We start from the raw sequence: 12,475 nt of genomic DNA, 5'->3' as shown, positions 1-12,475 counted from the left end.
GACACCATCGCTGCGTTGGCTCACACGGAGACAGGGCTACGGCGATAGTCGAAGGCGAGGCGATCGACGAGCGCGTCGACAGCCGCTTCAGCCGCCACGATCGAGGCTTGCAGCCGGGCATCGGCGAACTCGTCGTATTCGATCGCGACGCTGTGCACGTCGTCGATCCCCATGTAGCCGAAAGCCGTGGCCACGCTCGCTTCGACATGGTTGCGATGCGACAGCCGTTCGCTGTCGTAGCCGTAGTCGCCGCGTGAGCCGAGCAGGACCAGCTGCTTGCCGCAATCGGCCAGCATGGGCCAATACGGTTCGCCTTCGCGTGCGCGGTCGAAGCCGAACGTTCGGCCCACACGCACGACGTTGTCGATATAGGCCTTGAATTGGGCTGGTACGCCGAAGTTGTACATCGGCACGCCTGCTACGATCACATCGGCAGCAACGAGCTCGTCCACGAGCGCATCGCTCTCAGCGAGAACATCTCTCATCCACGATTCGCGTCGCGCGGGCGGCGTGAACGCCGCGTGAATCCACTCGGCGCTCACGGGCTTGGGCGGCTCGGCACCGAGATCGCGATAGACCACCGTGGTGTCTGGTGTGTGTTCGAGCCAGCGCTGTACGAAGCGGGCAGACAGTCGTCGTGTGTGCGAGCCGTGCGGTTGCGTGCCGGATGTGCCGATGCGCGCGCTGGAGTCCAAATGCAGAATGCGTGTCATGATGGATGCCTTTTTTCGGAAGCGGTGAACGGGATCACGAATCGGCCGGTTCGTATGAGCATCGACTATACGAATCTGCGGATGCCGTCACAAACGAGGAATTTGCGTCGTGATGCATAAGAAAAACTCATTCACCGCGTTAGCCCTGAATTGACGAACATCGAGCTATGAGAAAGCTTCCCTCGCTGAATGCTTTACGAGCTTTCGAAGCGGTAGCGCGGCATCTGAGCATGAAAGAAGCGGCACATGAAATGTCGGTGACGCCGACGGCCGTCAGCCATCAGATACGGCAGCTAGAGGAATCGATCGGCTCGCCACTGTTCGAGCGCCGCGTGCGCGCGCTAGTGTTGACGCCGCAGGGCCGGGCGTTGTATCCGGTATTGCGCGACGGTTTCGACACGTTCGCGCAAGCCTTGCAGCGCATCCGCGAAGAGCCTCAGCGCAGCCATGCCACGCTGACGACGACGGCAGCGTTGGCCGCACGCTGGTTGGCGCCCGCGGTCGCTTCGTTTCAACATCTGCACCCCGACATCGATCTGCGCATTCACGCGTCGGACGTGGCGCTCGATTTGGCGGGTGACGGTGCCGACATCGCGATTCGTTACGGTGCGGGCCGATGGCCGGGGCTCGTGGCCGAGCACCTGTTCGACGATGCGTACGCGCCGGTGTGTCATCCGCGCCTTGCCGTGCGACAGCCGAGTGATCTGGCGAGTCATCCGCTCATTCACTCGCAATGGCAGCCGTCGCTGCGCGATGTGCCCGACTGGCGTGCATGGGTCGAGGCGGCGGGGCTCGCGCTCGAGACGGAGCGAGGGCTGGTGTTTTCGGATGAGACGCATGCGATCGGGGCAGCGGCGGCAGGGCAAGGCGTCGCGCTAGTCAATTTGCCACTTGTTGCACCGGAGCTGGAAAGCGGGACGCTCGTTGTGCCGTTCGGTCCCGTGCTACGGCGCTTCGGCTTCTTTCTCGTCTATCCCGAGCACCGTCGAGAGGCACGCACGACCGAAGCCGTGCGTGCATGGGTGTCCACCTTGGCACTGCCGCGCGACATCCCTGCTTGACGACGCCGCGCGGCGAGCAGTTGGTTCAGGTGCTACCTTGACACGGCAAACAGCGTGGCGTTCATGAACACTTTGAACACGGAGCCGAGCAGCATTGCGCTCCCCGTACCGACACACCACAGTACGACGAACCACAGCCAGCCAGGCATAGCCGCCTGCATGCGCGCGAGCACGCCCGGCTTAGTGATAGTGATGTTCGCCATGACGCACCTTGCCGCGAAATACCCAGTAGCCGAGCATCGTGTACGCGAGAATGACCGGCAGGATGAAGGCCGCGCCCGCCAGCGTGAACGTGAGGCTCTGACGCGGCGCCGCGGCTTCCCATAGCGTGACGCTTGCGGGAATCGCGTACGGCCACACCGTGGCGAGCAGGCCCGCATAGCCGATCACGACGAACGCGAGCGCCAGCGCGAACGGTTGCGTGTGATGACGCTCGCGCACGGCTCGGTACATGAACGCCGCGCAGATCGCAACGAGGAACGGCGCGGGCAGCATGCGTAGGAACCACTCGGAGCCGAACCAGCGCGCGGCGATGCCGGGTTCTTGCAGGGGCGTCCAGATGCTGACCACCACGATGAACGTGAGCAGCACGAGCGTGAGCGGCCAGACGATCCGATGCAGGCGCCGCTGCAAGTCGCCTTCGGTCTTCGCCACGAGCCAGCAGCAGCCGAGCAGGGCATACGTGGCGACGAGCCCAAGACCGGTCAACAGCGAAAACGGCGTGAGCCAACCGAACGCATCGCCGGCGAATTCGCCGTTGTGCACCGGGATGCCTTGCAGGAACGCGCCCAGCGATATGCCCTGGAAGAACGCTGCACCGGTTGAGCCGCCGATGAACGCGAGATCCCACAAATGTTTCGTGCGCTTAGCCTTGCCACGGATCTCGAAGGACACGCCGCGCAGGATCAAACAGGCGAGCATGAACACGAGCGGCAGATACAGCGCCGAGAGCACGGTCGCGTAGACGATCGGAAACGCGCCGAACAACGCCGCGCCGCCGAGCACGAGCCATGTTTCATTGCCGTCCCAGACAGGGGCGACGCTGCTCATCATCAAATCGCGTTCGCGCTCGTCGGGGAAGAACGGGAAAACGATGCCGATGCCGAGATCGAAGCCGTCGAGCACGACGTAAAGGAGAAGGCCGAGCGCGATGATCGCAGCCCAGACGATGGTGACATCCATGAAGCAACCTCGAATGACGAAAGAGTTCGATACGATTGATGCGAAGCCGTCGCTACCTCACACATTGAGCGCGGCCGTAACGCGCGGGCGTGCCGTGCCGGGCAGCGGCTCGCTCTCAAGCGTCTCGTCGGCATCGCCGTGCTCGTCGTGAGAGACGTTCGGGCCGGCGCGCAGGATCTTGAGCATGTAGTAGACACCCGTGCCGAAGACGAGGAAGTACACGACGACGAAGGCCATCAACGAAATCCCCACCTGCTGCGAGCTCAACGGCGAGACGGCCTGTGCGGTACGCATGACGCCGTAGACGACCCAGGGCTGACGGCCGACTTCCGTGGTGACCCAACCGGCGAGCAGCGTGACGAACCCGCTCGGACCCATGACGAGTGCGAAGCGGTGGAACCACTTGGCCTCGTATAGCCGGCCGCGGCGATGCAGGATGCCCGCGAGCGCGGCCAATACGATCATCAGCACGCCGAGGCCGACCATTACGCGAAAGCTCCAGAACACGACCGTCGAGTTGGGGCGCTCGTCGCGCGGGAACGACTTGAGCCCGCGAATTTCGCCATCCCAGCTATGCGTGAGGATCAGGCTGCCCAGGTGCGGAATGGCGACGGCGTAGCGCGTCGTTTCGGCTTGCATGTCGGGGAGGCCGAACAGCTTGAGCGAGGTGCCGCCCGCTTCCGTGTCCCACAGGCCTTCCATCGCCGCGACCTTGGCCGGCTGATACTTGAGCGTGTTCAGGCCGTGCTGATCGCCGACCAAGGCTTGCACGGGCGCGAGCACGAGCAGCAAGCCGAGCGCCATTACGAACATCTTCTTGACGCCCGGATCGCGTCGCCCCTTGAGCAGATGCCAAGCGCCGGTTGCCGAGACGACGAGCGCCGCGACGACGAACGCGGCAAGCGTCATGTGTACGAGACGATACGGGAACGAGGGATTGAAGATGACCTTGAACCAGTCGACCGGCACGGCATGGCCGTCGACGATCGCGAACCCTTGCGGCGTCTGCATCCAGCTATTGGACGCGAGGATCCAGAAGGCGGACACGAGCGTGCCGACGGCAACGGTCAGCGTGGCTGCAAAGTGCGCGCGCGGGCCGACGCGCTGCCAGCCGAACAGCATGATGCCGAGGAAGCCGGCCTCGAGAAAGAACGCCGTCATCACCTCGTAGGTGAGCAGCGCACCCGTGATGGGGCCGGCGAATTTCGAAAAGCCGGCCCAGTTGGTGCCGAACTCGTAGCTCATGACGACGCCGGACACGACGCCCATGCCGAACGCGACGGCGAAGATCTTTGACCAGAAAAGACACAGCTCCTTGTAATAGGCCTTCCCGGTTTTGAGCCAGCGCCATTCGAGCACGGCGATGAAGCTGGCCAAGCCGATGCTCAAGGCGGGGAACACGATGTGAAAGGAGATCGTGAAAGCGAATTGAATGCGCGCAAGGTCGAATGCGCTGAGTGTTGACGTTTCCATAGCGAGCCACCGATAACTGACGAGGCGCGTCGGCAGATGTCGGCACGCCGGACTTCGTATTGGACTGCTCGTGCAGTCGTAAGTAAGCGTAAAGCAGTGCGGCCCGGAAATGCTGCGGTGCGTCGGGCTGTCGCAGGTGGGCTGAAGCGGGGTGGGTAGGCGGCTATTTCGCGCCTATTTGATTGATGTCAAAGAAGAAATCGACGCGCTGGGGTGTCGATGCAAACCGCATTGCGGAGGGCAACGTGCGGCAATACACCGCGCCGCAGCGAGCCTGTGCGACGCCGACAGTAGGCTCTCGCGCGCATTTTTGTCTGATGATTTCGCCTTCGTGGCATTTTTCGGGGGCATGCTGGGCGTAGCCGAACACATAGCCGTATACACATCTCTCTGCCTATTTTTTGAGCTGACAACGGGAACCCCTTGCCACCAGGGTCTCCTCGGGCGACGGCACAAACTTGCGGATCAACGGCTCAAGAAGCACCCACAACGCGTTGCGGACCTTTCGTCTTGCCATGCAGCGGACGACACGGCCAATGTTGCCTTGCGCCCGGTTGCGTTAGCAGCTCTTAGTTACATCTCCAGTGGGGTTTTCTTAATTTCCACCCCTGAGTCCGGATAGGCGGTTATGATCGATCCATTGTCTGAAATTGCAATTATAATTTTCCCCTCCCATATAAACCCGCCATAGGTAAATCGCATGTATTGACGAGTTGATCGATCGGTGCGGCCGTTAATTACTGGTGCCCAGACTGAGTCTTCATTCGTTACGGCAGACATGATAAGTCGCGCCAGTTGTTCTTCCGAGTTTATCCCCAGCGAATTCCACGCCGCCCGATGGCCACCGTTATTTTCTGGCTCCAAAATATGACTAACCCCGTAGATGAATCTTCTTGAGCTGCGTGAGTCTCTGACGTTATGGATGTATACAATTCCACGGTTATATGGTGGTCGAGCTGCATCTCGCCCAATCGCAATGGTTTGGTCATTGAACCACTCGCGCGCGATCCCAGGAAAAAGCGTTCTTGAAAAATCTCTCCTGACCTGATTGGCCAGTCCATCGAACCCTGCTTCTCCGTGAAGGTAATATCCCCTTCCGGGTACAGCAATACTTGCGGGAACGGCAATGACTGGTGCAGGCTTCTTTGCTGCCCTCTTAGCACGGTCCACGCACTTCCACGCTAAACTGGCACCCTCCCCACTCGCTGCACAGCTAGCCATGAGCACACCGTCGTTTTCGCCAAGCTGATCGACTGGGATGTTCCGCTGATGATCCCCGCCCGAAGCTCTTAGCACCGCAGTAGCCCGATCAAGCATACCGATGGCTCGTGCCGGATCTTCGGCTAACCACTGAGCGAGTTCCCCATCTAGCAGCCGCCCCCCTGGCAAGGACAATGGCTCACGGATAGGCGACGACGATTCTCGGTGTGGTGCAATTTGCGTCTGAATCGATTCAATCTCGTCCTGCGAAAGCCTTCCAAGCTTCTTTTTCATTTTATCGCGCACTCTCTTCTTTTTATTATCTGATTGCTTTTTCGGCTTTGTACGCGTACTTGACTCGCCCTCAGGCGTCTCATCTAGGATTGTTGAGTCGGCTCCGCAATCCATCATATTCATGGCGGTGCCAAATGCAGTTTCGCCATTCTCGTGGAAAATTTCCGCGTGATACACGGATACAACCGGGGGCGCAGTCTGCTCCATGGGTGGTCGCTCCGACGACGGCTCCACCACGTGTATTTGAGGCAATGACGCGTGATGGGTCCGCTGTGGCGCTCCCCAGAACGTTCTGCGTAAGAGATTAAGGAGATCTACAATCCACGCCATCGGGCTGGTTTTATCCCCGTCTCCCAAAGCTCGCCGTACACGGTGTGCTAAATTTCTATCATCATCGATCGGAAGCATTGCTTGCTCGACGAGCACGGGGGCATATTTTGTTTGGGAGTCACCCACCTCGATGTCTTTCTGACTCCAGCTCGAAAGAGAGTCGGTGTCAAGATTTATTGCGTTGCTGGTTAGCATTTTGCCAACTACGACAGTGCCGGCTCGTACTGATGCCGAGTGTGCTGAAATGAGAATTTTCCCATTGTATTCAATATTGGAGTCTGTGCCTTTGCTTTCAATAAAATATATCGAAAACTGCACGAAACCATCATCTTTCACGGATTCGTTGTCAAGGGGTTTTGATGATGTCCATGATTTGTAACCCGTGGAATCATTCTCAACGATGTCGCTGGAAGGAGGGGCGGGCAACTTGGATGTATCGAAGTAATGGATGAATGCTCTATCTCCGACGGCCACCTTAAGATCTGGGCAATGTTTTGACGAACAATCTGGGCGAATTCTAATTCCAGCTTGATTGTCGGTGTTCTTCGATGCAAGAATTCTAATTGACCTGATTGATCTGGTTTGAGTTCCGTTGACGAATATTTTGCTTCCTCTGGAGTTTGCGCTATCACCCTGGAAATTTCTAAATATATCAATTCTTGCGACTTGGCAATATTTGGAGCCATCTTCACGCACATCTGATCTTTCCAGGTAGTGCAGCATCTCCGCGCTCGCGGCAGATGGTGCGACAACAAGAATTGAATACACTAGCGTTAAAATAAATTTTCGACCTTGGATTTTAGATGTCATTTCTCTCTCGATTGACGTATTGGCACACGATGGGGCTGTATGTGCCCAAGGTCATGGAATTTATCGATCCATGGTACATATCACGGTGGGGTTGCGAAAATTAGGACTGAAGAACACCAACAATTCAGAAAGCATTGTCTGACTCGCGAGACAACCCACGAGGATGAAATGCCATCGCTCGTATCCAAAGTCTACGCAAGCGACCCCCTCAGGCGCATTGTCTTATAGACAAGTCAGCCTTCCGCAGCCGTAGACGGGAATGAATCGTTTTCGATCAATGAGATAGACCGGGGCTTGTAAGCTTTTGGCGCGTCGCGTTTACTCTCGCTTTTTGCGTGAACGCCTTGGCCTTGGATGCACCGCGCTGGACGGAGACTGAATTTACCGACCTTGACCTTGGCGATGCGCGCTTGAACAAGCGAGCGAGGACATGGATGGAACGATTGGCGGCCAAGCCGACGGCCGGTGTGCCGCAGGCGTGTCGACATGATCGCGCTGATGGTACGAGCGCAGGAGTTGGGTACGCCGGCGGATTGGCTGATTCGGTCGACCCATGACCGTGCACTGCCCGAGGGGGCGAAGCTGTGTGCATGTGCGAGCGAAGGTGAAGCACTCTGCGAGAGTGCCTTCACGATGGGCTCGCGTCACCCGTCACGGCGTGAAGGCGCGTCAAGTACGTCAGCACGTGTGGCGGCGGCGAATCGAGTTGCCGGCGGGCGTTGGACAAAGCGTGACGGTCACCTGTCTGGTGGCGCGTGAATTCGACGGGCCAAGTGGCGTCAAGCCAATCTGTTCTTCGATGCTGATGAAATTCGCAGCGCGCATTTGCTCACCGCCGTTAAGCAGTCGGCCAAGCCCACGCTTAACGAGGTGCTGTGCTTGATCGCGCGCCTGGGCGGATTCCTCGGCCGCAAGGGCGATGGCGAACCCGGTGCGAAAGCCATCCGGTTCTGACTCAAAGAGGTTCATGTTGCCGCTGAGACAGTGCAGAAGTTACGTGCCAGCGGTCACGCCGACAATTGCGTATAAGCCGATGTGCCGAACGGGGTGGGTTCAGTGTGTGAGTGAGTAAATATCACCTTTCATGCTAAATTACCGAATAAATCGGAAATAATTTCCGTTTTAAATCGGTGCGTGAATTGAGGAACCTGACGGACGATTCTATTGTGTCGTTGGTACGGCCAGCTCTGGCCTTGTTTGCCATTGCATGTCGTCTTGCTATCGCATTCCTATCCAAGGTCAATTAGAATTCACTCCCTGAAAAATCAGGCACTTGACTAATTGATTGGCGGAGAGGACAGGCGGTATGAGCGCGAATAAGCTTTATGACATGCTTATCAACGGCAATGCACAGTACAACCGCCTGATCAAGCTCGACACGCCGCTCGGCACCGACTGCCTGCTGCCGCTCCAGGTCAAAGGCACGAGCCGCCTAGGTCGCGACTACGAATTCACCGTCGACGTCGTCACGACGCGCCGCGAAATCGAATTGCAAGCGTTGATCGCGCAGCCCGTCACGTTGTGGGTTCAGCAAACGGACGGCTCGTATCTGCCGCATCACGGCTACGTGCATACGTTCAGCCGACTGGGCTCGGACGGGTATCTCACGTACTTCCAGCTGCAGTTTTCCTCGTGGCTGTATTTCCTGCACCTGCGCCGCGACATGCGCGACTGGCAGGAGCAAAGCGAAGAGCAGATTCTCGCCGACGTCTATCACCAGCATCCGCAAGCCAAGTTCCGCTTCGAGCTGCGCCGCACGTGCCCGCAGTCGTCGTATTGCGTGCAAGCCGATTCCGACTGGAATTTCATGCATCGGCGCATGGAGCCGGTGGGGATGTTCGGCCGCTTCGAGCAGGCTCAAGATGGCAAGTCGCATACATGGGTGGTGATCGACGATGCGTTCTTCGTGCCGCCACTTGATCAGCGTACGGTGCGCTTTAGCCGCGCGAGCCTGAACGACGAAGCCGATGGCTTGACGCAGTGGATCGAGAAAGGGCAACTCGACAGCGCACAGTTGACCACGCGTACGTTCGACTACAAGCGCGCCGATCTGAACAAAGAGATCGCCACCTCGCGCGAGGACGTACCGGCGCAAGAACGTTTGCCTTCGGACGGCGAGGTCTACGACTATGCGGGTGCCTATGGCTGGGGCGAGACGCAGGACGGCGAATTCCTCGCGCGCATCCGCATGGAGGAATGGGAATCACGCTCGCGTCGTTTCCATGGCGTGGGGGGCTTGCGCAGTGCGATGCCCGGGCGTTGGTTCGAGCTGCAAGGCCATCCGATTCACGATGAAGGCCGCCCGCAGGAGCGCGAGTTTCTGATCATTGCCGCGGACTGGATCATCCAGAACAACCTGCCCGGTGCAAACGGTAGCGTCGACTTCCCGCAGAGCTTGAGCGAGGAACTCAAGCAAGCCCGCGCCGCGCAGGGGCAGCAAGGTGGAGCGATCATCAAGCATCCTGACGGTAGCCAAGGTTTCTACCGCGTCGAACTTGAAGCGCAGCGCCGACGCGTGCCGTACCGCAGCCCGTTTGAGCACCACAAGCCTGTCATGCAGTTGCAAAACGGCATCGTCGCGGGGCCGGACAAGGAAGAGATCTACACCGATGCGCTCAATCGCGTGAAGGTGTGGTTCCCGTGGAATCGTCGCAACAGCGGCGATGAAGGGGCGTCGTGCTGGGTGCGTGCGGCTTTTCCCGATGCGGGCAGTGACCGCGGGGGTACCTATCCGCTGCGCAAGGGCGACGAGGTGATCATCGACTGGCTCGGCGGCGACTGCGACCGGCCGATCATCGTGAGCCGCATGCACGGGGGCAACACGGCGCCGATCTGGAACACGCACGGGCTGCTGTCGGGCCATCGCTCGAAGGAGTATGGCGGCAGCGGCTACAACCAGATCGTCATGGACGACTCGACCGGCCAGAACCGTTTGCATCTGTATTCGACGAGCGCCCAATCTCATCTGCATCTGGGCTACCTGATTCAGCACACCGACAACACTCGTGGCGCGTACCTGGGCACGGGCTTCGATTTGAAGTCCGACGCGTATGGCGCGGTGCGGGCGGGGAAAGGGCTGTATGTGACGACGCATGCGACGTCGGTGAATCAACCGATGGCCGCTGGCGCGGCGAGCGAGCAGCTGGTCAATGCCGAAAGCGTGATGGAAGCGATGTCGGAGGCGAGCGTCACGGGCAACGCCGAGAGCTTGCAGCCGGGGCAGGATGCGCTGAAGCAGTTCACCGACGCGACGCAGCACAGCGTGGCTGGCGCGGCCACGGGCGGGCGCACGGCCGGTGGTGGCACGGGCAATGCGAACGGCTTTGCCAAGCCGATCATGCTGATGGCGAGCCCGGCGGGCATCGGGCTAACGACGCAGCAATCGACGCAGATCACGGCCGATCAGCAGGTCAACATCGTGAGCGGTCAGAACACGCATGTGGTGACGGGCAAGTCGTTGATCGCGAGTATTAAGGAGAAGCTGAGCGTATTCGTGCAGAACGCGGGCATGAAGCTGTTCGCGAGCAAGGGCAAAGTCGAGATTCAAGCGCAAAGCGACGCGATGACGCTGGCGGCGCTGAAGGATCTGACGATCACGAGTAGCGACGGGAAGATCGTGCTGTCGGCCTCGAAGGAGATCTGGATCGGCGCCGGTGGCTCGTACATCAAGATCAACGGCAGCCAGATCGAGAACGGCACACCGGGGCAGATTCTGGAGAAGTGCGCGTCGTGGTCGAAGGAAGGGGCGACGAGCGTGCAGCAGCAACGGCAGGAGTTCTTCCAGAGTCAGAAGGAGCTCAAGTACAGCCAGCAGTTGTTGCTCGACGACGTGCTGCACAAGCCCGACGGCGTGGCCGCGCCGGTCAAGTATCAGTTCCTTGCTGAGGATGGGATGCTGCTCGGCAGCGGCATGCTAGATGGCGCGGGCAAGACGCTGCGTGCGTTCACTGAAACGCCGCAGCAGATCAAGACCATCATCGATGTTAATGAGGGCAAGTGGACGACGTTGAAGTATGACGACCCATTCGACCTCGCAAGCAATCTGACCGATCACCCGAACGCAGGCGTGTTCGATTATGCGGACCACGAGCATGTGCAGGACGTGCCGGATGGGCCGGGTGATGAAGACGACACGAATATTTAGGCTCCGACGTAACGACACGCGAGCGGCATGACATGCATTGCATGCGATCGTCGTCGAACGGGTTGATGCGATGCCGGCCCCTCGATAGACGAGCGATAGGCAAATACAACATCAGGGAACGTATGAAGTGCGGGTTTTTGATTTCGAGTTTGCTGGGTCTCGTTTCCAGCTTGGTGGCTGCGGGTGCTATGGCGGCAGGGCAATCGGTGGAAATTCCGCTTGGGGTGCCCGAAGGTTTCACGCCTGTTTTCATCGACCCGGTTGGGAGCGGGCGTTACTGCGTATCAGGCGAGGTCCTCGATGATATGGCCGCGACTACCACGGCATATGTGGCCGTGGTCGATGCCGACAAGCGGCAAGTCGTTTGGAAGAGCAGTATTCCGTTCGCGCACGATCACGCTGGTAGTGAAGCATTGCGTTGCGTCAGCGATAGCAATCACTCTGCCTATTTCGTACTGACCAAGGAAGACACGAACAGCTCCGAGAGCCTCGATCAAGGGAAGCTTTTTCTTCAAAAATTCAGCGCGGATGGCAAGCTGCTTAAGCAGCAGCGCGTCGGTGTGGGCTTTGATGAATGGGCTTACCTGCTCGATGTGACGCCTGCCGGTGTCGCTGTGGCCGGTGGTATCAGCGACACGCTGCAACGAGGCGGCAAGTTCAGCACATTCGTCGCGCGGTTTGATCAGGATCTTTCCAAACGAACCGATTTCGCCAAACTACCTACCGGTGCTTACTGGATCGATTCCGAGGCGCGGCTCGATGGCGCCTATCTGCTGGTCGGTGGCCAGTTTTTGGCGAACGGCGCGGTGTCACCGGCAGACAAGCCGTACGCGGTCTCGAAGATCGACATCGGCAATAGTCGGTATATCCGATCGACGCATCTGTATCCGACGGACGTTGACTCAGCGACACCCGCGATCGAAGCCGACGGTAGCGCCTTCTACGCTGCGCTTACATCGAGCGAGTTGCTTGTTTCGGCAGTCGATGCAGCGGGACATGTGACGCAGCACTTCTCGTTGAAGAAACCGTTGTGTGAAATCAAAGCACTCGGTGTGCAAGGACAGACGTTGTCGGTATTCGGTAAGACGTGCGACAAAGCCGCCGTCGATGCAATTGCCACGATCGATCTTGAGCAGAAGACTGTCGGCGGCATTCAGCGTGTGAGTGGTGACGTGCGCGAAGTGCGATTCGAGGGCAATGCGTGGGTTGGCGTCGCCGTGGATGAACGGGCGCAGCACGCAACATTCAGGCGCGTTGCTCGCTGAAGG

9 protein-coding genes and 1 pseudogene are annotated in these 12,475 nt (G+C 59.0%); 5 read left to right on the top strand and 5 right to left on the bottom strand.

What is annotated here, in order from left to right; genetic code table 11:
- Window positions 1–20: 20 nt before the first annotated feature.
- The gene (locus D7S89_RS20575) at window positions 21–713 is read right to left on the bottom strand and encodes an FMN-dependent NADH-azoreductase (RefSeq protein ID WP_121280588.1); all 693 of its coding nucleotides are present in this window, start codon (window positions 711–713) and stop codon (window positions 21–23) included.
- Between the two features lie 167 nt (window positions 714–880).
- On the opposite strand from D7S89_RS20575, the gene gcvA reads away from it, so the two are divergent.
- A complete protein-coding gene (gene gcvA, locus D7S89_RS20570) occupies window positions 881–1,774 on the top strand; it encodes a transcriptional regulator GcvA (RefSeq protein WP_121280586.1) in 894 nt (297 codons plus the stop codon).
- A 32-nt stretch (window positions 1,775–1,806) separates the two neighbouring features.
- On the opposite strand, the gene D7S89_RS27530 is transcribed toward gcvA, so the two are convergent.
- The 4 genes from D7S89_RS27530 to D7S89_RS27240 all read right to left on the bottom strand — a co-directional run bounded on the left by D7S89_RS27530 (window position 1,807) and on the right by D7S89_RS27240 (window position 7,063).
- Window positions 1,807–1,977 (bottom strand): hypothetical protein, encoded by a 171-nt coding sequence (locus D7S89_RS27530; RefSeq protein ID WP_183085287.1) that lies wholly within the window; start codon window positions 1,975–1,977, stop codon window positions 1,807–1,809.
- Window positions 1,955–2,956 carry a cytochrome d ubiquinol oxidase subunit II gene (gene cydB, locus D7S89_RS20565; protein WP_121280584.1) on the bottom strand — a complete coding sequence of 334 codons (1,002 nt, stop codon included), beginning with the start codon at window positions 2,954–2,956 and terminating at the stop codon, window positions 1,955–1,957. Before cydB ends, D7S89_RS27530 begins: the two co-directional genes overlap by 23 nt.
- A 57-nt stretch (window positions 2,957–3,013) precedes the next feature.
- Window positions 3,014–4,429 (bottom strand): cytochrome ubiquinol oxidase subunit I, encoded by a 1,416-nt coding sequence (locus D7S89_RS20560; RefSeq protein WP_121280582.1) that lies wholly within the window; start codon window positions 4,427–4,429, stop codon window positions 3,014–3,016.
- Between the two features lie 573 nt (window positions 4,430–5,002).
- Window positions 5,003–7,063, bottom strand: a complete 2,061-nt coding sequence (locus D7S89_RS27240) for a hypothetical protein (protein WP_147426723.1) — start codon at window positions 7,061–7,063, stop codon at window positions 5,003–5,005.
- Window positions 7,064–7,398: 335 nt separating this feature from the next.
- Here D7S89_RS27240 and D7S89_RS27960 point away from each other — a divergent pair, with 335 nt between their 5' ends.
- The 4 genes and pseudogenes from D7S89_RS27960 to D7S89_RS20545 all read left to right on the top strand — a co-directional run bounded on the left by D7S89_RS27960 (window position 7,399) and on the right by D7S89_RS20545 (window position 12,472).
- A complete protein-coding gene (locus D7S89_RS27960; protein WP_245983097.1) occupies window positions 7,399–7,620 on the top strand; it encodes an IS4/Tn5 family transposase DNA-binding protein in 222 nt (73 codons plus the stop codon).
- Window positions 7,529–8,017: pseudogene (locus D7S89_RS20555) on the top strand (IS4 family transposase); the annotation flags it as partial. The gene D7S89_RS27960 and the pseudogene D7S89_RS20555, both read left to right, overlap by 92 nt.
- 352 nt (window positions 8,018–8,369) lie before the next feature.
- On the top strand, window positions 8,370–11,207 hold the full coding sequence (locus D7S89_RS20550; protein ID WP_121280580.1) for a type VI secretion system Vgr family protein: 2,838 nt from the start codon (window positions 8,370–8,372) through the stop codon (window positions 11,205–11,207).
- A gap of 137 nt (window positions 11,208–11,344) precedes the next feature.
- Window positions 11,345–12,472, top strand: a complete 1,128-nt coding sequence (locus D7S89_RS20545) for a hypothetical protein (RefSeq protein ID WP_147426722.1) — start codon at window positions 11,345–11,347, stop codon at window positions 12,470–12,472.
- Window positions 12,473–12,475 lie beyond the last annotated feature (3 nt).

Source organism: Trinickia fusca (genome assembly GCF_003628145.1).
GTDB classification, from domain to species: domain Bacteria; phylum Pseudomonadota; class Gammaproteobacteria; order Burkholderiales; family Burkholderiaceae; genus Trinickia; species Trinickia fusca.
This window is presented reverse-complemented; position numbering and strand designations above follow the sequence as displayed.